Annotated in this window: 20 protein-coding genes; 11 read left to right on the top strand and 9 right to left on the bottom strand. The window is 61.5% G+C overall.

Annotation, left to right across the window (positions count from 1 at the left end; translation table 11 throughout):
* Nucleotides 1–96 precede the first annotated feature (96 nt).
* Nucleotides 97–627 (top strand): hypothetical protein, encoded by a 531-nt coding sequence (locus tag AB9K34_RS21185; RefSeq protein WP_369956563.1) that lies wholly within the window; start codon nucleotides 97–99, stop codon nucleotides 625–627.
* 94 nt (nucleotides 628–721) lie between these two features.
* On the opposite strand, the gene AB9K34_RS21190 is transcribed toward AB9K34_RS21185, so the two are convergent.
* The 7 genes from AB9K34_RS21190 to AB9K34_RS21220 all read right to left on the bottom strand — a co-directional run bounded on the left by AB9K34_RS21190 (nucleotide 722) and on the right by AB9K34_RS21220 (nucleotide 8,457).
* A complete protein-coding gene (locus AB9K34_RS21190) occupies nucleotides 722–1,867 on the bottom strand; it encodes an iron-containing alcohol dehydrogenase (protein WP_369956564.1) in 1,146 nt (381 codons plus the stop codon).
* On the bottom strand, nucleotides 1,864–3,246 hold the full coding sequence (locus AB9K34_RS21195; RefSeq protein WP_369956565.1) for an aldehyde dehydrogenase family protein: 1,383 nt from the start codon (nucleotides 3,244–3,246) through the stop codon (nucleotides 1,864–1,866). Before AB9K34_RS21195 ends, AB9K34_RS21190 begins: the two co-directional genes overlap by 4 nt.
* A 44-nt stretch (nucleotides 3,247–3,290) precedes the next feature.
* Nucleotides 3,291–4,655: a glutamine synthetase family protein gene (locus AB9K34_RS21200; protein WP_369956566.1), complete on the bottom strand. Its 1,365-nt coding sequence runs from the start codon at nucleotides 4,653–4,655 to the stop codon at nucleotides 3,291–3,293.
* An 87-nt stretch (nucleotides 4,656–4,742) separates the two neighbouring features.
* On the bottom strand, nucleotides 4,743–5,777 hold the full coding sequence (locus tag AB9K34_RS21205; protein WP_369956567.1) for a TRAP transporter substrate-binding protein: 1,035 nt from the start codon (nucleotides 5,775–5,777) through the stop codon (nucleotides 4,743–4,745).
* Nucleotides 5,778–5,831: 54 nt separating this feature from the next.
* Complete coding sequence (locus AB9K34_RS21210; protein ID WP_369956568.1) at nucleotides 5,832–7,157, bottom strand: TRAP transporter large permease subunit; 1,326 nt, start codon at nucleotides 7,155–7,157, stop codon at nucleotides 5,832–5,834.
* Nucleotides 7,157–7,678, bottom strand: coding sequence for a TRAP transporter small permease subunit (locus AB9K34_RS21215; protein ID WP_369956569.1), 522 nt, complete (start codon nucleotides 7,676–7,678; stop codon nucleotides 7,157–7,159). The genes AB9K34_RS21210 and AB9K34_RS21215 overlap by 1 nt, the downstream gene beginning before the upstream one ends.
* Nucleotides 7,675–8,457, bottom strand: a complete 783-nt coding sequence (locus tag AB9K34_RS21220; protein ID WP_369956571.1) for an N-formylglutamate amidohydrolase — start codon at nucleotides 8,455–8,457, stop codon at nucleotides 7,675–7,677. The genes AB9K34_RS21215 and AB9K34_RS21220 overlap by 4 nt, the downstream gene beginning before the upstream one ends.
* Before the next feature lie 136 nt (nucleotides 8,458–8,593).
* Here AB9K34_RS21220 and AB9K34_RS21225 point away from each other — a divergent pair, with 136 nt between their 5' ends.
* From AB9K34_RS21225 to AB9K34_RS21245, 5 genes are all read left to right on the top strand, one after another.
* The gene (locus tag AB9K34_RS21225) at nucleotides 8,594–9,466 is read left to right on the top strand and encodes a MurR/RpiR family transcriptional regulator (protein WP_369956572.1); all 873 of its coding nucleotides are present in this window, start codon (nucleotides 8,594–8,596) and stop codon (nucleotides 9,464–9,466) included.
* 174 nt (nucleotides 9,467–9,640) lie between these two features.
* Nucleotides 9,641–10,693 carry an extracellular solute-binding protein gene (locus tag AB9K34_RS21230; protein ID WP_369956588.1) on the top strand — a complete coding sequence of 351 codons (1,053 nt, stop codon included), beginning with the start codon at nucleotides 9,641–9,643 and terminating at the stop codon, nucleotides 10,691–10,693.
* A 71-nt stretch (nucleotides 10,694–10,764) separates the two neighbouring features.
* Nucleotides 10,765–11,859, top strand: coding sequence for an ABC transporter ATP-binding protein (locus AB9K34_RS21235; RefSeq protein ID WP_369956573.1), 1,095 nt, complete (start codon nucleotides 10,765–10,767; stop codon nucleotides 11,857–11,859).
* A 3-nt stretch (nucleotides 11,860–11,862) separates the two neighbouring features.
* A complete protein-coding gene (locus tag AB9K34_RS21240; RefSeq protein WP_369956574.1) occupies nucleotides 11,863–12,723 on the top strand; it encodes an ABC transporter permease in 861 nt (286 codons plus the stop codon).
* Nucleotides 12,723–13,571: an ABC transporter permease gene (locus tag AB9K34_RS21245; protein WP_369956575.1), complete on the top strand. Its 849-nt coding sequence runs from the start codon at nucleotides 12,723–12,725 to the stop codon at nucleotides 13,569–13,571. The genes AB9K34_RS21240 and AB9K34_RS21245 overlap by 1 nt, the downstream gene beginning before the upstream one ends.
* On the opposite strand, the gene AB9K34_RS21250 is transcribed toward AB9K34_RS21245, so the two are convergent.
* Nucleotides 13,568–14,938: an aspartate aminotransferase family protein gene (locus AB9K34_RS21250; protein WP_369956577.1), complete on the bottom strand. Its 1,371-nt coding sequence runs from the start codon at nucleotides 14,936–14,938 to the stop codon at nucleotides 13,568–13,570. The two genes, AB9K34_RS21245 and AB9K34_RS21250, sit on opposite strands and share 4 nt — an antisense overlap.
* 180 nt (nucleotides 14,939–15,118) lie before the next feature.
* Between AB9K34_RS21250 and doeA the strand changes: the two genes are divergently transcribed.
* The gene (gene doeA, locus AB9K34_RS21255) at nucleotides 15,119–16,297 is read left to right on the top strand and encodes an ectoine hydrolase DoeA (RefSeq protein ID WP_369956578.1); all 1,179 of its coding nucleotides are present in this window, start codon (nucleotides 15,119–15,121) and stop codon (nucleotides 16,295–16,297) included.
* Nucleotides 16,298–16,301: 4 nt separating this feature from the next.
* Here doeA and AB9K34_RS21260 read toward each other — a convergent pair whose 3' ends face one another.
* Nucleotides 16,302–16,757, bottom strand: coding sequence for a MarR family winged helix-turn-helix transcriptional regulator (locus tag AB9K34_RS21260; protein WP_369956579.1), 456 nt, complete (start codon nucleotides 16,755–16,757; stop codon nucleotides 16,302–16,304).
* A 209-nt stretch (nucleotides 16,758–16,966) separates the two neighbouring features.
* On the opposite strand from AB9K34_RS21260, the gene gpmI reads away from it, so the two are divergent.
* The 4 genes from gpmI to AB9K34_RS21280 form a co-directional block, all read left to right on the top strand.
* Entirely contained in the window at nucleotides 16,967–18,487 is a 1,521-nt protein-coding gene (gene gpmI, locus AB9K34_RS21265; protein WP_369956580.1) for a 2,3-bisphosphoglycerate-independent phosphoglycerate mutase, read from the top strand.
* On the top strand, nucleotides 18,484–19,584 hold the full coding sequence (locus AB9K34_RS21270; protein WP_369956581.1) for a murein hydrolase activator EnvC: 1,101 nt from the start codon (nucleotides 18,484–18,486) through the stop codon (nucleotides 19,582–19,584). Before gpmI ends, AB9K34_RS21270 begins: the two co-directional genes overlap by 4 nt.
* A 6-nt stretch (nucleotides 19,585–19,590) precedes the next feature.
* On the top strand, nucleotides 19,591–20,931 hold the full coding sequence (locus tag AB9K34_RS21275; protein ID WP_369956582.1) for a S41 family peptidase: 1,341 nt from the start codon (nucleotides 19,591–19,593) through the stop codon (nucleotides 20,929–20,931).
* A 38-nt stretch (nucleotides 20,932–20,969) separates the two neighbouring features.
* Nucleotides 20,970–21,155 (top strand): enoyl-CoA hydratase-related protein (locus AB9K34_RS21280; protein ID WP_369956583.1); only part of this gene is annotated, 186 nt, incomplete at its 3' end.

A 21,155-nucleotide genomic window follows, 5' to 3' on the forward strand; every position in this document is an offset into this window, starting at 1 on the left:
TTTGATTCATGTTGAAGGCGATCAGGTGCGAGCCATAATAAGCGAGCCGGTTGCTTGTCAGCGTCTGGAAACGTAAGAAATCTCATGGAGGTTCAAATGAATATTTCGCGAACTGTGACAACCGCCTGTGCCGCGTTCTGCCTGTCTGCCAGCGCCGCGCTGGCGTCGGATGGCGTTCTGCCGTCGAGCGACAGCGTGTTCACAAAGTGGGGCGAAACCGAGGGCTGGACGATCTACAAGGACGAGACACGCAAATCCTGCCTGGCCGAGCGCGTCGACGAAGCCGGCAACGTCCTGCAAATGGGGCTGACCGCAGAGCACACACTTGGCTATATCGGGGTGTTCACCCAGGCGGATATCGGCCTGTCCGAAGGCAAGGAAAAGCTGCTGATCGCGATCGACGGCGACCTTTACGAGGGTGAGGCCCAGCAGAAGAGCAAGCATCTGGCCGACGGCTACACCGGTGGATACGTGGTATCGAGCGACGCTGATTTCGTGACGGATATCATGAAGAAATACGAAATGGTGGTGATGCCTGAGCACGAGGGCGCATTCATCATCAACCTCGACGGCACATACAAGGCCATCGAGGAAAGCCGCAAATGCAACGAGGAAATCGGCGCCTGATCGGGCGTTCGTGACAGATGCCGTCACCCGGTCACGGGTGACGGCACAGACTGGATTTCCCGCACCCATCGCGTCATCGCGGTGGGTGTTTTTGTCAGAGGCACTCCAACAGAAGCGCGCGGGTGTTCTCGGTTGTCATCTTTACCGGGTTGCCGCCTGTACTGGGATCGGCGAGCGCCGAAACGACGAGCGCATCGATATCCGGATCCGTGACCCCCAGTTGGGTCAGTGTCGTCGGAATGCCGAGCCGCTCGGTCAGGTCGCCGACAAAGTCGTAAAAGCCGTCAAAGCCGCCCTTGATGTTCAGATAGGCTGCCGCCATGGCCAGCCGGTCTTCTATGGCGGGCCGATTGAAGCGCAGGACAGGTTGCATCACCACCGCGTTGGTGGTGCCGTGATGGGTGTTGAAGACGGCCCCGATCGGATGCGAAAGCGCATGGATTGCGCCCAGACCTTTCTGGAACGCGGTGGCCCCCATCATCGCGGCGCTCATCATCTCGGCCCGTGCCGACAGGTCGGTGCCATCCGAATAGGCTGCCGGAAGGTTCTCTTTCACCAGCCGCATTCCTTCCAGCGCAATGCCCTGGCTCATCGGGTGGTAATGCGGCGAACAGAAGGCCTCCAGGCAATGGGCGAAGGCATCCATCCCCGTACCCGCCGTAATCGCGCGGGGCATGTCGACGGTCAGCCTGGGATCGGCGATGACCACGCCGGGCAGGATTTTCGGGTGAAAGATGATCTTTTTCTCGTGGGTTTCCGAGTTGGTCAGGACCGAGGCGCGTCCGACTTCCGACCCGGTCCCGGCGGTGGTCGGGACGGCGATGATCGGTGCGATGGCATCGGCATCGGCCCGGGTCCACCAGTCGTCGACATCCTCGAAATCCCAAACCGGGCGGCGCTGACCCGCCATGAAGGCCACGAGCTTGCCAAGATCCAGCCCGGAGCCGCCGCCAAAGGCCACCACGCCGTCATGACCGCCTTCGCGATAGGCGGCAACGCCAGCGGCGAGGTTGACCTCGTTCGGATTGGGGTCGACGTCATGAAACATCTCTCGACCCAGCCCCGCCGAGTCCAGAACATCCAGAGCCTGCTGTGTTATCGGCAGGTTGGAAAGCCCGCGATCAGTGACCAGCAGCGGGCGTTTGATCCCGCTTGCCTTGCAGGCTTCGGCCAGTTCGCAGATACGGCCCGCGCCAAATCGGATCGCGGTGGGATATGACCAGTTCACGGTCGCAGTCATGGCAGTTTCCTCAGATGGTAGGATTTGGGTCGCGTCAGGTTATGATAGCCGATTACCGATAATCCGCCACCGCGTCCGGTGTCCTTGCAACCGGTCCAGCAGAGCGCCGGGTCGAGGTAATCGGCGCGGTTCATGAAAACCGTACCGGTTTCGATCTGGGCGCCTATGGCTTCGGCGCGCGCGGTATCGGCGGTCCAGATGGAGGCGGTCAGCCCATAGTCACTGTCGTTCATCAGGGCGATGGCCTCGGCGTCGTCGGTAACCGGCATGATCCCGACGACCGGCCCAAAGCTCTCTTCGCGCATCACGCGCATGGAATGATCCACGTTGGTCAGGATCTGGGGCATCAGATAGGCCCCGCCATCATCCGGAAACGAGGCCGGGTCGATCATCGCCCTTGCCCCGGCGGCAATCGCTTCGCGGGTCTGCTCGCGTACGAGGTCGGCAAACCGTGCCTGCGCCATCGGGCCAAGCGTGGTTTCCGGGTCGAGCGGATTACCCAGACGGTATCCGCGCACGATCGACACGGCCTTGTCGACAAAGGCGTCGAACAGGGATTGATGCACATAGATGCGCTCGATCCCGCAGCAGCATTGTCCGGAATTGAACATCGCGCCGTCGATCAACGTTTCGACAGCGGCGTCCAGATCGGCGTCCTGCGCGACATAGCCTGGATCCTTGCCACCCAGTTCGAGACCCAGCCCGGTGAAGGTCCCCGCCGCCGCCTGTTCGATGGCGCGACCGCCGGCGACCGATCCGGTGAAGTTCACAAAGTCAAAGGCACGCGCACCGATCAGGGCCGAAGTGGTAGCGTGGTCGAGAAACACGTTCTGAAACACGTCCCGGGGGATTCCCGCCGCGTGGAAGGCGGCGGCCATGCGTTCGCCCACGAGAAGGGTCTGGCTGGCATGTTTCAGAACGACGCTGTTTCCCGCGATCAGGGCCGGCGCAACGGTATTGATCGCGGTCATGTAGGGATAGTTCCACGGGGCGATCACCAGAACGACACCATGTGCCTCGCGGGTGATGTAGCGTTTGAAATCGCCACTGTCCTCGACTGCAATCGGGGCAAGCGCCTCTTCGGCGATCCGGGCCATATGGGTGGCGCGTTCCTCGAAACCGCCGAATTCGCCGCCATACCGGACCGGCCGGCCCATCTGCCGGGCGAGTTCGGGCACGATTTCGTCATTCATCGCACCGACATTTGCGACGCCCTTGAGCACCAGCTCGATCCGTTCGGACATCGGTTTGGCGGCCCATGTCTTTTGTGCGGCACGGGCGCGCGTTGCCGCGTCGGCTGCTTCGGGTTTGGACAAACAGTCACGCGATGCGTAAACCGCGCCGTCAATGGGAGAGATGCACTGCACCTGAGTGGTCATATCTGGTCTCCGGATGTTCCTGGAAAGAGCCGGGTCCGGCGGGGTCAGGCCCGCTCGAATCCCCGGGCAATCTCGTAATCGGTAATGGCCTTGTCGAAGTCTTCGATCTCCCATTCCGCAGCCCGGCAGTAATGGTCGATCACCTCGTCGCCCATCGCCGAACGCAGCATGGCGGAGCCGCGCAGCGTCTCGAGGGCCGAGGGCAGGTTGCGCGGGATTTCGTTTGCCTGTTCGTCTTCATAGACATCGCCGGTGGTGGGCGCTTGCAGGTCAAGTTTTTCCTCAATCCCGGCGAGTCCGGCGGCGAGCATGGCGGCCTGGGCAAGATAGGGGTTCATGTCCGAGCCGGGTATCCGGCATTCCACCCGCACGCCCTTGGTCTGCGCGCCACACAGGCGGAAGCCGGCGGTGCGGTTGTCGACCGACCACACGGTCTTGGTGGGAGCAAAGGTTCCTTTGGTAAAGCGCTTGTAGCTGTTGATGTAGGGCGCCATGAACACGGTCATATCAGGCGCATACCTGATCAGACCCGCCATATAGTGCCGCATCAGGTCGGACATCCCGTGATCGCCCTGGGGATCGCAAAAGGCGTTGTCGCCGTCGCGCCACAGCGATTGGTGCACATGGGCCGAGCTGCCGACCCGCTCGGGGTGCCATTTCGGCAAGAAGCTGGCGGCGTGCCCCTGTTGATCGGCGATTTCCTTGGTTGCGTGCTTGGCTATGGTGTGGTGATCCGCCGTGTCCAGCGCCCCGGCATACTTTATGTTGAGTTCCTCCTGCCCGGCCTCGGCTTCGCCCTTGGAGTTCTCGACCGGGATACCAGCGGCATAAAGATGGTTGCGCAGCGGGCGCAGCACATGTTCTTCGCGACTGGTTTGCAGGATGTTGTAATCTTCGTTGTAGGCGCTGATCGGGGTGAGGTCGCGATATCCGCCGTTGGCGATCTCGGCATAGGACTTCTGAAACAGAAAGAACTCGAGCTCTGTCGCCATGACCGGCGCGAGTCCCATCGCTTCGCAGCGTGCAATCTGGTGCTTGAGGATCGCGCGCGGCGAATGGCTGACAGCGGCGTGGCCGTGATGATCCAGCACGTCACAGAGCAACATGACCGTGCCGTCCAGCCACGGCATGGGGCGAATGGTTCCAAGGTCCGGTTTCATGACGTAATCGCCATAGCCGGTCCGCCAACTGGTGCTGGCATAGCCATCGGGTGTGGCCATTTCGAGATCGGTGGCAAGCAGGTAGTTGCAGCAATGGGTTTCTTCCCACGCGCTGTCGACAAAATGCCGTGCATGGAACCGTTTGCCCATCAGGCGTCCCTGCATATCGACGATGCAGGCCAGTACCGTGTCGACCCGGCCGTCGTCCACCGCCGATTTCAACGCCTCAAATGTCATCAATCCCGGCATGATCCGCCCCTTGTTGTTATGGTTCGTATGGACGCGGCAGACCCGATCCGGGACCGGGGCCGCCACGCGTTGAGATGTCAGCGGGCCTCAGCCGTAGCGATAGGGGCGGCCGGCCTTTTGCATGTCGGCGTTATATTGCTTGAAGATCTCGACAACCTTGGCCTTGGTTTCGGATTCGGCGGCGATCTCGTCCCAGAATTCAAGAGCGGCTTCCTCGACCGTCGCCCATTCCGCATCGGGGATCGACGTCAACTGCATCTTGTCGCCATTGACCCGCAGCGAAGCCTCGCCGCCCCAGTACCACCACTGCCGGTAATAATGGGACTGGTCACAGCAGACCCGGAACAGCGCCTGCAAATCTTCTGGCAGTTCGTTCCAGCGCTCCATGTTGGCAAAGAACGATCCAGCCCACGCGCCAGAGATGTTGTTGGTCAGGAAATAATCGGTCACATCGGCCCAGCCGACCGTGTAATCCTCGGTGATGCCAGACCAGGCGATCCCGTCGAGTTCGCCCGTCTGGACTGCGACCTCGATGTCTTCCCACGGCAACGTCACCGGCACGACGCCGAATTGCGAAAGAAAGCGCCCGGCGGTGGGGAAGGTAAAGACACGCTTGCCCTTGAGGTCTTCAAGGCTGCGGATCGGGTCCTTGGTTGCGAAATGGCAGGGGTCCCATGATCCGGCGCTGATATGCTTGACGCCGACCTTGGAATATTCCGCGTCCCAGATTTCGTTCAGGCCATACTGGTTGAACAGCACCGGCACATCCAGGCTGTAGCGGCTGGCAAAGGGGAAATAGCCTCCGAACACCGTGACTTCGGTGGGTGACGCCATCGAGTCGTCATCCGATTGAACGGCATCGATGGTGCCGCGCTGCATCGCCTGAAACAGCTCGCCGGTGGGCACCAGCTGATCGGCGTAGAACAGTTCGATCTGCATCCGGTCGCCTGCGATCTTGTTGAACATCTCGATCGCGGGGTCGATCACATGCGCGGCGAGTGCGGGGCCGGCATAGGTCTGCATGCGCCACTTGATCGTGGATTGCGCCAGCGCAGGAGTGGCCAGCGGAGCCGCCGCGGCGCCAAGGGCCGATGTGGTCAGGAACTTGCGTCTTGTGGTCATTGGGTCTCTCCTTGTGGGTTGTGGTTCGTTGTTTTCCCTCTCTTCGCCGGAGGGTTATTTTCCGTAAACATAATCTGGCAGCCACAGGGCAATCTGCGGGAAACACAGGATCAGCGTCAGCGCCAGAACCATCACCAGTACAAACGGCAGGATCGATCCGTAGATATCGCGCAGCGTGATTTCCGGTGGGGCCATCGCGCGCATCAGAAACAGGTTATAGCCAAACGGCGGGGTCATATAGGCGATCTGTGTGGTGATCGTGTAAAGCACCCCGTACCAGATCAGGTCGAACCCGAGTTCGCCGACCAGAGGCACATAGAGCGGCGCCACGATGACCAGCATTGCGGTGTCGTCCAGAAACGTGCCCATCAGGATAAAGCTGAGCTGCATCAGGATCAGGATCATCCACGGGTTCAGGCCCAGTTTCTCCGTGAACAGGCTTTCGATGGCCTTGACCGCGCCGAGCCCGTCAAACACCGCGCCAAAGGCCAGCGCGGCGAGGATGATCCACATGAACATGCAGGAAATGCCCAGCGTGTTGCGCACCGAGTTCTCGAACACCTGCCGCGTCATCCGGCCTTTCAGGACGGCGGCGCCAAATGCCGTCATTGCCCCGATTGCCGAACTTTCCACAAGCGATGTCCAGCCGTTCACAAACGGGACCATCATTGCGAAAAAGATCGCGAAGGGCAGCAACCCGGCCCGCAGCAGCCGCAGTTTTTCGGCCATCGGAATGTTGCGCTCTTCGGCCGGAAGGACGGGCCCGAGCGCCGGATTGATCCTGCACCGGATGACGATATACAGAATGAACAGCATCGCCATCATCACCCCGGGAACCACTCCGGCAAGCCAAAGCTGCCCGACGGGCTGGCGCGCAATCATTGCGTACAAGACCAGCACGACGGATGGCGGCACAAGGATCCCGAGCGAAGACCCCGCCTGTATGACGCCGGTGACCATGCGCTTGTCATAGTTGCGGCGCAGAAGTTCCGGCAAGGCGATTGTCGCCCCGATGGCCATGCCCGCGACCGACAGCCCGTTCATCGCCGAGATCAGCACCATCAATCCGATCGTGCCCACCGCGAGGCCGCCGGACAAGCCGCCCATCCAGACATGGAACATCTTGTAAAGATCGTCCGCGATCCGCGACTCGCTCAGGACATAACCCATGAAGATGAACATCGGCAGGGTCAGCAGCGGATACCATTTCATCAGCTTCATCGCGGCCGAGAACGCAAGGTCATAGCCGCCCCGGTCCCCCCAGAGCAGCAGCGCGGCCACCACGGCGACAAAGCCGATCGCGCCGAACACACGCTGTCCGGTGAGCAGCATCAGCATCATCGTCGAGAACATCAGCGCGGCGATCAGCTCGTAAGACATCAGGTCTTGTCCCCCATGTCTTCTCCGCGTAGGCGCAGGATGTCCTTGAACAGTTCGCTGATCGCCTGAAGCAGCATCAGGGCAATACCGGTGATCATGATGACTTTTATGGGCCACAGATAGGGGCGCCAGGCCGTCGGGCTGCGCTCGCCGCCGTATTTGAACGAATAGATCGTGCTGTCGATACCGCCCCACAACAGGATGGCGAGGTAGAAGATCAGGAACAGCACGGTGATCGCGTCGGTCGCCGCCTTGCGGCGCTCGCTCCATTCGCCATAGAGCAGATCCATCCGTACGTTCGAGCCAAGCTGGAGCGAATACGGCCCGCCGAGCATGTAATAGGCCACCATCGCGAATTGCGCCATCTCCAGCGTCCACAGCGAGGGGACGCTGAATGTCTTGGATATTGACGACCAGAGCAGGATCGCAACCATCACGAAGATGCCATACATCACGATCCGGCCGAGCCGGTAGTTGATCGCGTCGATCACGCGGACATAGGTTCTGAGCGCGGCGATCATGTCGGCTCCACCAGCGGCAGGTCCACGTCCAGTTCGGCGCAGGCAGCGGCGATCCAGCCGGTCAGCAGGGACGCCATCGCCGTCTGTGCCGCAGGGTCGCGGATCAGGTCATTGCGAATTTCCAGCATCACATTGAACGCGTTGATCGGCAACGCATGCGCGCGCAGGGTATGGGTGACGCCGTCCTGCGGGCCGTAGGGGTCGTTCACCCGCACCGTTCGGTCGGTATGATTGCGGACGCAAGACATCATGGCGCGGGTCAGCCGATCATCGCTGTCATGGATCAGACCGATTTCCACATCGCGCGTGCGTCCGCGATAGACGGGCGTGAAACTGTGCACCGTGATCATGACAGGGGGGCGCGCAAAACCGGCGAGCACCTGTTGAAGGGTTTTGCGAAAAGGATCGTGAATGGTCTCGATGCGGTGCGCGCGCTCGTTTTCGCTCAGATTCCGATTGCCGGGAATGTCGTGTATCTCGCTTCTCTGCGGCATCGCATCCGGCGCGTGGGGCGGGCGATTGCAATCGAACAGGAGCCGCGACAATCCACCTGCGACAAGAGGGCCGTCCATCGCCCCGCTCAGAGACTGTGCGATGGCCAGTGCACCCGGATCCCACGCGATGTGGCTGTCCAGCAGGTCAGAAGGCAAACCCAGATTGCCATACCGCGCCGGCATCGCGTTGGAGGCATGTTCGCATACGATCAGAACGGGACCGCGCCCGTCGCGATTCTGCACGGTCACCGCCGTCTCGTTCTGATCCGTATCCGTTCCCGGCATGTTCAAATCTGGTTCATTGGTTCCTTTGGTGAAAACTTTTCTTCACGGACAGGTGTTCTGTCAATCAAACTCTGAAATTATTTCTTCACGATTTGCGGGGCTGTTGATATTGTAAGCAAAACGGAGGGCGCAGCGGGTGTCGGAGGCATCGGAAACCATCGCGGAACGATTGCAGGCGGCGTTCGACACGCTGACGCGGGCGGAAAAGCAATTGGCCGATTCCCTGTTGCAGGGCTATCCGGTCTCGGGTCTGAGTTCGATCACGCAGGTGGCGCAGAATGCCGACGTGTCGACACCGACCGTCGTGCGCATGGTGCAGAAACTGGGGTTTTCGGGATTTCCGGCGTTTCAGGCGGCGCTTCGGGATGAGCTGGAGGCCCGGATTTCCGATCCGATCAGCAAGCGGAACACCTGGTCCGAACGTGCGCCCGAGGCGCATATCCTGAACCGGTTCACCGATGCGGTGATCGGCAACATCCGCCAAACACTCACCCAGATCGACCTCGAAATGTTCGAGCGCTGCTGTGCCATGCTGGCCGATCCCGACCGGTCGATCTACGTGGTCGGCGGGCGCATCACCCGTTCGCTTGCCGAGCACTTTTTCCTGCACATGCAGGTTTTGCGCGCCGATGTGACCCATATCCAGTCCATTTCGAACGCGTGGCCGCATTATCTGCTGGACGTGCAAAAGGATGACGTAGTGGTGATCTTCGATGTGCGCCGCTATGAAAATTCGACGCTGAAACTTGCCGAGATGGCGCGCGAGCGGGGGGCGGTCATCGTGCTGTTTACCGACCAATGGCGCTCACCCGTGCATGATCTCGCCGATTGTTCGTTCTGCGGGCGCATCGTGGTGCCCTCGGCCTGGGATTCCTCGGTGACGCTGCTGTTGATGCTGGAAACGGTGGTTGCCGACGTTCAGGAACGAACCTGGGATACGACGCGTGACCGGATGGAGGCGTTGGAAGAGATGTTTGACCGTACCCGGTTCTTTCGCAAGTTCACATGACGGGAGAGCACGAGTGACGGTTGACAGTACCTGCAAGTTGCGCGTTTCCTGTGAAAAGGAACAAAAACGAAAACGGGTGCGGCGTCGCTGTCGCAAATCTGTTTCGCGGCACTGGCAGGTGTCGGGCCGTGCTTCACATAATCAGGATGGGGGAATCAGATGACACACAATTGGATGATCGGCGCTGCGGTTGCGGTCTCGCTCGGCGGGCTGGCTAGCGGGGTGTCCGCGGATACGCTGCGGCTGCTGACCTGGGGGGGATATGCGCCGGACGACGTGATCGAGATGTTCGAGGAAGAGACCGGCCATACGGTCGAAGTGACCCTTTCGAACAACGAGGAAATGATCGCCAAACTACGTGCGACAGGGGGCGGTGGCTTTGATCTTGCCCAGCCGAGCCAGGACCGTATTGCCGGTCCGCAGGCCGAGTTCGGTATCTACAAGCCGATCGACCTGAATCGAATCGACGCTTCGCAATTCATCGAATCGATGCTGACCGCAACCAAACTAAATACGACTGTTGGCGATGAGGTCTATGGCGTGCCGCATGTCTGGGGCACAAGCGGGCTGGTGCTCGATACGGTCAAGGCCGGGATGGTCCAGGATTACACCGATCTGTGCAGTGACGAGGTTGCGGGGAAGGTGTCTTATCGCCTCAAGCGTCCGACGCTGATCGGGTTCGCCTTTGCGATGGGAATGGATCCGTTCGCGGCCTATGGCGACCCGGTTGCCTACGAAAACATCATGAACCAGGTCGAAACCGCGCTGATCGATTGCAAGCCCAACGTCAAGACCTATTGGGGCGGTGGCGACGAACTGATGGGTCTCGTGCGCTCTGGCGAAGTCGTGGCGGCAATGGCGTGGGACACCGGCGGCTGGAAGCTGAACGCCGACAATCCGGACGTGACTTTCGTGGCTCCGGCATCGGGGGCTCTGGGATGGATCGATACATTCGTGCTGCCTGCCAAGGGCAAGGCGGATGATGCGGCCTATGACTGGATCAACTTCGTGATGCGCCCCGAGGTTTCGGCAAAGATCACCGAAGCATCCGGCAATTTCACCGCCTCACTGGGCGCGGATGAATTCGCGTCCGACGCGCTCAAGGCGCGGTTCCAGAACAGCTTTCCGCCCGAGGCGATCGACAACATCAAGTGGTATCCCCCGGTGCCCGCCGGTCTGGAAGCCATTGAAGGTGGCGTGCTCGACCGGATCAAGGCCGCCAACTGAGCGATGAAACACCGGGACGGCATCCGCAGGCTTGCGGGTGCCGCCGTCATTTGAGGCGAGCAGTAACCAACATGACACCAGATCTGGAATGCCAGGGCCTGACCAAACGATTTGACGAAACCACCGCCGTCAGGGGGGTCTCCTTCTCGGTTGCGCCGGGATCGTTCTTTTCGATTCTCGGTCCCTCCGGCTGTGGCAAGACCACCATCATGCGGATGATCGCGGGGTTCCTTGAACCCACCGGCGGCGATATCCGGATCAAGGGCAAGTCCATGCTGAACGTCGCGCCGAACAAGCGACCGGTCAATATGGTGTTCCAGCATCTCGCGCTGTTCCCGATGATGAATGTCGCTGACAACATCGGGTACGGGTTGCGCCGCAAGGGGATGAGCAAATCGGAGATCGCCCGCAAGGTCGGCGAGGTGCTGGATCGCATCGGCTTGCCGGGGATCGAGACCCGCAAGCCGGACGAATTGTCCGGCGGCCAGAAACAGCGCGTTGCGATCGCGCGCTGCATGGTGCTGGAGCCCGATGTGTTGCTGCTGGATGAACCGCTTGGCGCGCTCGATCTCAAGCTGCGCGAGCGGATGAAGATCGAATTGAAATCTCTTCAGGCCGAGTTCGACACAACATTTGTCTATATCACCCATGACCAGTCCGAGGCGCTCGTGATGTCGGATCAGATCGCGGTGATGAATGCCGGGCAATTCGAACAGGTGGGCAGCGCGCGCGACCTGTATTACCGGCCGAAAACCGCGTTCGTGGCGGGGTTTGTCGGAGACAGCAATCGGTGGCGCGGGACGGTCGAGCGCGCCGACGGCAACCGCATCGTGCTTCGTACGGCGGATGGAATGCTGATTGCGGGCGCGACACAGGGCGCGCCGCTCGCAACCGGCAGCGCCGCCGAGATCTTCCTGCGCCCCGAGGCGGTTCGGGTCGCGCAGGATGCCGCCGATCTTGCCCATTTCGACAATCGGCTGAGCGGACAGGTCAGCAGCCTTCTGTTCAACGGGGCCGCGAGCCGTGTTCTGGTGCGCGGCGAGAGCGGTCAGGAAATCGAGGTGACGCTGCCGCAATCGGGCGAATTTGCCGACCTGACCAAGGGCGCGCCGGTGCATATCGGCTGGTCGGGGGATCAAACCGCCTGTTTCGCGACCGGGTCCTGAACGATGGCGCAGGGAACGAAACTGGGGTTCTACCTGCTCCTGACGCCATTGGTGCTGTGGCTGAGCCTGCTCATCATCATCCCGCATATCGACATGGCATTGTTGTCGCTGCGCGAGCGTGTCGGAGTGGGTGAATACGCGACCAGCCTTGCCAATTATCGCGGCTTCTTTGGCGAACCCATCTACATGTGGACCTTTTTGCGCACCGCGATGATGTCGATGCTGGCAACGGTTGTGACGCTGATCATTGCCTTTCCGGTGTCCTATTATATCGCCAAGATCGCCAAGGGGCGGGTGCAGTCTGTGCTCTTCCTGCTGTGCCTCGTGCCGTTCTGGGTCTCCGAACTGGTGCGCACGTTCGGCTGGATGATCCTGTTGCGGGAAACCGGGTTGTTTTCTTCCCTGCTGCAATGGGTCGGTCTGGCGGATGGACCGGTCGAGATGCTTTACAACGACGTCGCGATGATGGTGGGGCTGGTCTATACCTCGATGCTGTTCATGGTGGTTCCGCTTGTGACCACGCTCGAAAGCCTCGACGATGCGGTGATCGAGGCCGGCTATGACCTGGGCGGGTCCGGCGGCAGCGTCTTGCGTGAAATCGTGATCCCCCATGCCATGCCGGGTATCGTGTCGGGCAGTATCGTGGTGTTCATGCTGTCGCTGGGCAACTACCTGACGCCGACGATGCTGGGCGGCAAGGACAGTCTGTGGTTTACCGAACTGATCTATTCGCAGTTCATCGTACGCTTCAACTGGGAGCTGGGCGCGGCCTTTGGTTTCATGCTGCTGATCCTGTCATCGCTGATCGTCTGGGCGACGCTGCGCCTGACCGGTCAGACTCTCGAAAAGACGATGGGGTCCTGATGATACCGTCCATTCCCCGACCCCGCGCGGTGCGGCTGCTCTACAATGCCTATGTCGCGCTGTTCTTTTTCTATCTCGCGCTGCCATTGGCCGTGGTCGCGGTATTTGCCTTCAATGACAGCCAGTTCCCGTCGCTGCCGTGGGAGGGCTTTACCTGGAACTGGTTCTTTGGTGACGAACGCCCGATGATCGGGGTCTTTCACGACCGCAGCATCCTGCGCTCCATCGGGACATCGGCGCTGGTCGGGGTCTGCGTGGCGGGTCTGTCGGTCGCGGTGGGTACGGCGAACGCTTTCCTGTTCAACCGCTACCAGTTCCGGGGACGCAGCGTGCTTTACGTACTGATGCTCTTGCCGCTGGTCATTCCGGGCATCGTGCTGGGCATTTCGATCCTGGTGTTTTCCTCGAATGTCGCAAACAGCCTTTGGGATCGTATGCAGTATGACGCGGAGATCCTGCGCCCCGGGCTGGTGCTGGTCGTGCTGGGGCAGTTCTCCTTTGTCACGACGATCGCGACGCTGGTGATCTCCGCGCGGCTGCAGAAGTTCGATCGCACGCTGGAAGAGGCGGCGTTGAACCTCGGGGCGGACCGGTTGACCGCGATCCGCACGATCACCTTGCCCTATCTTGCACCGGCGCTGATCGGGGCAGGAGTTGTCGCCTTTCTGATGAGTTTCGAAAACTTCAACACGACGCTGATGCTCGTCGGCTCGGATGCGCCCCTGACCATCACGATGTTCGACCGGCTCAAGGAAGGGTCGACACCGCTGCTCAACGCGGTGTCGCTTTTGCTGATGGTGGGATCATCGCTGCTGGCGCTGGTGATGATTGCCTTCCAGAGGCGTTAACCAAGCACTTCGGTCAGGGCCTCGACACTTGCGGTCACGATCGTATCGGCTTCGTCCCGCGTCAGGCAGAAGGGCGGGGCATAGCCGATGATGTCGCCTTGCGGCATCGCGCGCGCAATCACGTTGCGCTTCGCCATTGCCGCCGCGACCGACGGCCCCACCTTGCGCGCCGGGTCGAAAAACCGGCGCTCCTCGCGATCTTCGACCAGTTCGACGGCGCAGAGCATGCCCTCGCCGCGAATCTCACCCACATGGGGATGATCGGCCAGCGCGGTTTTTATCTGCCGGTTCAGGTAGGCACCGGTTTCCCCGGCATTGGAAATCAGGTTCAGATCATCGAGCAGCTTCAGATTGGCCACCCCGGCGGCGGCTCCGATTGGGTGCGCCGAATAGGTCCAGCCGTGGCCGATCGGGCCATTCTCGTCGGTGCCCCGTTCGAGAACGCTCCACATCCTGTCTCCGACGATTGAACCCGACAGCGGCGCATATGCCGAAGTCAGGCCCTTGGCGATGGTGATCAGGTCGGGCCGGATGCCGTAGTGATCGGACCCGAACATGCTTCCCAACCGTCCGAACCCGGTCACGACCTCGTCCGCGACCAGCAGGATGTCATGCCTGTCGAGCACGTCGCGCACAGCCGGCCAATATCCGGCGGGCGGCGGTACGATGCCGCCGGTGCCCAGGACCGGCTCGCCGATGAAGGCGGCGATGGTGTCGGCGCCTTCGCGGTCGATCAGCGCCTCAAGCTCCGCGACCAGATACGCCGTGAATGCCTCTTCGGTCATCTCGGCCTTGGGCCGGCGGAAGTAATACGGAGCCTCGGTGTGGATCACCTGTGCCAGAGGCAGGTCGAATTTCCTGTGAAACAGATCCAGCCCGGTCAGCGACCCGGTCATCAGCCCCGAGCCGTGATAGCCGCGCCAGCGGCTGATGATCTTCTTCTTTTCCGGACGGCCGAGGATATTGTTGTAGTACCAGATCAGCTTGACGTTGGTTTCATTGGCGTCCGAACCGGACAGGCCGAAATAGACCTTGCTCATGCCTTGGGGCGCGCGGTCGAGGATCATTTTGGCGAGGGTGATCGACGCTTCGGTGCCATGCCCGACATAGGCGTGGTAATAGGCCAGTTCGCGCGCCTGTTCGGCAATTGCTTCGGCGATTTCGGGACGGCCATAGCCGACATTGACGCAATAAAGCCCGGCAAAGGCATCGAGCAGCCGGTTGCCGTCGCGGTCGGTGATGTGGCAGCCCTCGCCACCGGTCACGACCCGTGTCGGGGTTTCGCCGCGCGCATGCTGCGCCAGATGGGTCGAAGGGTGAAAGAACGTTTCGCGGTCCCATTGTTCCAGTTGGTCGTTTCTGAGCATGATCTTTCCTTTTCGGGTTTCGCGTCGGTTCGGACGTTCCGATGGCAAGTGTTAGGCACAGTGAAGCAGCGGTGCAAACATCTCGGTGCCGTTTGTCGATTGCGCGGCAGCGGGCTTGACCGGATGAACATTCGGGCGGAGGGTCGTCCGACGACAATCCAGCAGCCACAGGAGCGGCGCATGACCACGTTCGAGGCGAATTTCACCACCGGAGAATACCTGCGCAGGATCGACAAGACCCGTGCCAAGATGACGGTGATGGGGCTCGATGCCATCGTGGTCAGCGATCCGTCGAACATGTCATGGCTGTCCGGCTATGACGGGTGGTCGTTCTACGTGCATCAATGCGTCATCCTCTCGCAAGAGGGGGAACCGGTGTGGTGGGGGCGGGGCATGGATGCGCTCGGGGCGCGGCGCACCGTGTTCATGCAGGACGACTGTATCCGCGGCTATGACGACAGCTATGTTCAGAACCCGGACAAGCATCCGATGCAGGATCTGTCGCGCCTGCTTGATGAACTCGGGCTGGCCAAGGCACGGATCGGTGTCGAGATGGATAATTACTATTACTCGGCGGCGGCGCATCGCACGCTTGAAAGCCATCTGCCCGAAGCGTCGTTTCAGGACGCCACCGGGCTCGTCAACTGGCAACGGGCCGTGAAGTCCGAGCGCGAGATCGAATACATGCAGCGCGCCGCGCGGATCGTCGAGGCCATGCACGAGCATATTCTCGATGTCGCGGAACCGGGGATGCGCAAGAACGACCTCGTGGCCGAGATCTATTCGGCGGGCATTCGGGGCGCGGATGGATATTGGGGCGATTACCCTGCGATCGTGCCAATGGCCCCCTCGGGCATGGATGCCACCGCCCCGCACCTGACATGGGATGACCGGCCCATGGTTTCGGGTGAATCGACATTCTTCGAGATCGCGGGGGCGCACCGCCGGTATCAGTGCCCGCAATCGCGCACGTTGTTCTTTGGTAAGGTGCCGCAGAAATACCGCGATGCGGAAGCGGCGGTTCTGGATGCAATCGACGCAGGGCTCGAAATGGCGCGTCCGGGGAACCACGCACAAGACATCGCGAATGCATTCAATGCGACACTCAACAAGGCAGGGTTCACCAAAGACAGCCGCTGCGGTTATGCCATCGGCATCAGCTATCCGCCGGATTGGGGTGAACGCACGATCTCTTTCCGGCGCGGCGACATGACGGTGCTGGAACCCGGCATGACATTCCACTTCATGCCGGCGCTATGGCTCGACGACGGAGGTCTGGAGATCACCGAGCCGATCCGGATCACCGAGGAGGGCCACGAGTGCTTTTGCAACACGCGGCGCGCCCTGTTCGTGAAATGACGCGCTACGGATCGGTGCCACGCGTCGGTGCGAGACCAAGCGCCCTTTCCAGTGCGCCGAGCGCCTCGCCGAGTGCTTGTCGCTCCTCCGGGCTCAGCCGCTCGAGAATGCGGGCCTCTCTGTCGCGCATCGGGCCGACCAGGTCGCAATAGGCGCGATGTCCCGCCGCCGTGAGGCTCAGCATTTCCGAGCGGCGATCCTCGGGGTCCGGATCCCGGGTCAGCCACCGGCGTTGTTCCAGCGCCCGGACCGCGCGACTGATCCGCGTCTTGTGCTGTGCGCTGTGGACGCCGATTTCCTTGGCGGTGGCCGTTCCCAGATCGGCAAGCGCGACCAGCACACGCCATTCAGGTCGGTTCAGACCGAAATGATCCCGATAGATCGGTTTGATTTCCTGACTCATCGCTTCGGACAGGCAGTTCAGCCGGTAGGGCAGGAATTCGCTGAGGGTCAGCCCCATGTGGTCGGCCTCTTGTTGCGGATGAAACTGTTTCGATCATAAACCGCCCGAGGGTATCCGCAAGGGGGGCGGGTGCCGGACAATTGGCGGAACCATGCCGCATGGCTGTTGGTATTTCGTGGTTTTGCCACTCTCGCCGGATTACCGGTTCACCCCGCCGGATGCAGGCGCTAGAAGGCGCCAGATGTTCAGAACGCCGGAGCCACCTCATGCCTGCCCCTAAACCCGTTGTGTTGTGCATTCTCGATGGTTGGGGATTGTCGGATCAGACCGAAGGCAATGCCCCGCGGCTGGCCGAGACTCCGACCTTTGATGCGATTATGCAGAACGGGCCACGCGCGACTCTGACCACCCATGGCCCCGACGTCGGCCTGCCCAGCGGACAGATGGGCAACTCCGAGGTGGGTCACACCAATATCGGAGCCGGTCGCGTGGTTGCGATGGACCTTGGCCAGATCGATCTGGCGATCGAAGACCGCAGTTTCTTCGAGAACCGCGCATTGCTGCATTTCATCGAAGCAATGAAGCGCAGTGGGGGCACCGCGCACCTGATGGGGCTGGTGTCGGATGGCGGGGTGCACGGGCATCTCGATCACATCGCCGCCGCCGCCAGGGCGATTGCCGATGCCGGCGTGCCGGTCGTGCTGCATGCGATCACCGACGGGCGCGATGTTGCCCCGAAATCCACCGAGGCCTATCTGCGCATCTTATCAGACAAGATGCCCGACGGGGTGCGGATCGTCACGGTTTCGGGACGTTATTACGCGATGGATCGCGACAACCGGTGGGAGCGGGTCAAACGAGCCTATGATGCGATTATCCGGGCGCGGGGGCATGTCGCGGCGACTGCGGAAAATGCTGTGACCGATGCCTATGCGCGCGGCGAAACCGATGAGTTCATCCTGCCATCGGTGATCGGCAGCTATGAGGGGCTGCAGGAGGGGGACGGTTTCTTCTGTCTCAATTTCCGCGCCGACCGTGCCCGCGAAATCCTCGCGGCGATCGGCCAGCCAGATTTCAACGGGTTCGACACCGGCCCGCGCCCGGCGCTTGCGGCGTTTCTGGGCATGGTCGATTATTCGGACAGGCACGCCACCTACATGACCACCGTCTATCCCAAGGCCGATATCGTCAATACGCTGGGCGCGTGGGTCGCGGCGCAGGGCAAGCGTCAGTTCCGGCTCGCGGAGACCGAGAAATATCCGCATGTCACGTTCTTTCTGAACGGTGGCAAGGAACAGCCCGAAAAGGGCGAGGATCGCTTCATGCCGAAATCTCCCAAGGTTGCGACCTATGATCTGCAGCCCGAGATGTCGGCGGGCGAGGTGACTGACAAGTTTGTCGAGGCGATCCACGCGGGCTATGACCTGATTGTCACCAACTATGCCAATCCGGACATGGTGGGGCATACCGGGGATCTGGATGCGGCGATCAGGGCCTGCGAAGCCGTTGATCGGGGGTTGACCCGGGTGGTCGATGCGCTGCGCCAGGAGGGCGGCGCGATGATCGTCACGGCCGATCACGGCAACTGCGAGACGATGGTCGATCCGAAGACCGGCGGCCCCCATACGGCGCATACGCTCAACCCGGTGCCGGTGGTGCTGGTCAACGGGCCAGAGGGTGCAGCGCTGCGCGAGGGCGGACGCCTGTGCGATCTAGCGCCGACGCTGCTTGAGCTGATGGGGTTGCCGCAACCGTCCGAAATGACCGGCAAGAGCCTGCTCAAATGATTCTGCGTCTTGCTCTTTGTGTCGGCATGTTCTGTGGCTCGGCAATTGCGGCACAGACCGATCCGGCGACGGCGGCGATCGAGCGGCTGCAAGCGGCGGGTCGCTCGCTGGACGCGGCAGAAAGCGCCCCGGACCCGGTTGGGGCGCTGGTGCGGACGATCCATGCCTATGAAACGGGGATGGATGCGATGGGTGACGGATTGCGAGCCGCGGCAACCCGCGAGGCGCAACTCACTCAGGCGCTTGTGGTGCAAGAGGCAGAAATCGCGCGGTTCCTCATGGTATTGCAGGCCGCCGAAGCCGCGCCGCCGGTCTTTACCGTGACACATCCGGCCGGTCCGGTCGGTGCCGCGCGGGCGCAGATGCTGATCGCCGAGATCAAACCGGTGCTGTCTGAACGCGCGGCAGAGCTCCGGATCGCTCTGGATGAGTTGCGTAGCCTGCAACGGGCGCAAGGGCAGGCCGCCGACGTCCTGCAACAGGCGCTCACAGGGGGCGAGCGGGCCCGCGCGATGCTGGCAACGGTCATGTCAGAACGGACCGACCTGCCTGTCCACTTCGTCGAAGACCCTGTCCGAACGGCGATCCTGGTTTCATCGGTTGATACGCTTGACGGCTTTGTCGACGGGCTTTCGCAGATTGCGGCGCAACCGATTGCGCCCTATCCGGGTGACGCGAGCGGTCGCAAGGGCGCGCTGGACCTGCCTGTCGAGGGCGAGATGCAACAGGCCGGCGACGAAGACGGCGTGATCGTTTTGGCCCGCGCGCGTGCCCTGGTCACATCGCCCGTCTCTGCGACGATACGCTATCGCGGACCGTTGCTGGATATGGGAAACGCCGTGATACTTGAGCCGCAGCCCGATATGTTGATCGTCATCGCCGGTCTTCGGGAGGTGCTGGGACGCGCGGGAGATGTGATATCTGCGGGGACGCCAATCGGTTTCATGGGCGGCAACGCCCCGGAAATTGGCACAATTCTGTCACTAAGCGGTGATGCCACTGGTACTCTGCACTCAGAAGCGCTCTATATGGAAGTCAGAGAGGGCGGGCGGCCGGTTGATCCGGCAACGTGGTTCCGAACCGATAAGGATGGATAAACGAACATGAAGAAATTCGTGATGGCTGCCCTGGGCGGCACTCTTGCGGGGGTTGTGGCGACGACACAGATCGCTGGTCCGCTGGTGGCAGAGGAAAGCGGGCGCAGTGCAAACGTGTACGAGCAACTCGACCTGTTCGGGGATATCTTCGAGCGTATTCGCGCGCAATATGTCGAAGAGGTTGACGAGTCAGAGCTGATCGAGGCCGCGATCAACGGCATGCTGACTTCGCTCGATCCGCATTCCAGCTATCTGTCGCCGGACGATGCAACCCAGATGCGGGTTCAGACCCGCGGTGAATTTGGCGGACTCGGGATCGAGGTCACGCAGGAAGAGGGCTTTGTCAAGGTCGTCTCTCCGATCGACGGAACTCCGGCGGACGAGGCCGGCATGGAAGCCGGCGATTTCATCACGCATGTGGATGGCGAGAGCCTGCTTGGCCTGACGCTGGACAAGGCGGTCGACATGATGCGCGGCCCCGTGGGGTCCGAGATCGTGATCACCGTGGTACGGGAAGGCGAAAGCGAACCCTTTGACGTTTCCATCATCCGCGACACCATCAAGCTCACTGCCGTGCGGACGCGGATCGAGGGCGAGAGCGTGGTGTTGCGGGTGACAACCTTCAACGATCAGACAACCCCGAACCTCGAAGCGGGCCTGAAAGAGCAGATCGAAGCGGCAGGCGGCCTCGACAATATCAATGGCGTGGTTCTGGATCTGCGCAATAATCCCGGAGGCCTTCTGACTCAGGCGATCTCGGTCTCCGATGCGTTTCTGGACGAGGGCGAGATCGTCAGCACGCGTGGTCGCAATGTCGCCGATGGAGAGCGGTTCAACGCGACCGAGGGCGATCTGATCGAGGGCAAGCCGATGGTCGTCCTGATCAATGGCGGTTCAGCGTCGGCCTCGGAAATCGTTGCGGGTGCGCTGCAGGACCATCGCCGGGCGATTGTCGTCGGCACCAAGAGCTTTGGCAAGGGTTCGGTGCAGACCGTGATGCCGCTGCGGGGTGACGGGGCCATGCGCCTGACCACCGCGCGTTATTACACGCCGTCGGGCCGCTCGATCCAGGCGCTCGGGGTTTCTCCCGATATCGTCGTGGCCCAGCCCCGCCGGGAACCCGAAAGCGAGGATGAGGAAGAGACCAGCGTCGCAGCGCGCATCCGGTCGGAAGCGGACCTGCGCGGGCGGTTGAACAATGACAGCTTGTCCGAAGACGAAATCCGCCAGATCGAAGCAGACCGCGAGAAGGCCGAGAAATCTGCCCAACTGCGCGAAGAGGATTACCAGCTGGCCTATGCCATCGACATTCTCAAGGGTCTGTCTGCTCTGGGACCGGAAAAATAAAGCTGCCGCTTTCCATCTGTCACGCATAAGCCGCCGGCTTGCGGTCGGTCCGCCCCGGGTGGACCCAGTCGATAACTCTTCCTGGTATCTTTCCCGGCGCGGGCGGCACCACGCGGCTGGTGCGCAAGCTGGGTGCGATGGGCGCGTCGCCCTTCCTGCTCGAAGGCAAGATGGTCGAACCGACAAAAGCCAAGGCCGCCGGTCTGGTGGACGAGGTGGTGGAC

The sequence above is a fragment of the Sedimentitalea sp. XS_ASV28 genome (assembly GCF_041224545.1).
Lineage (GTDB): Bacteria > Pseudomonadota > Alphaproteobacteria > Rhodobacterales > Rhodobacteraceae > Sedimentitalea.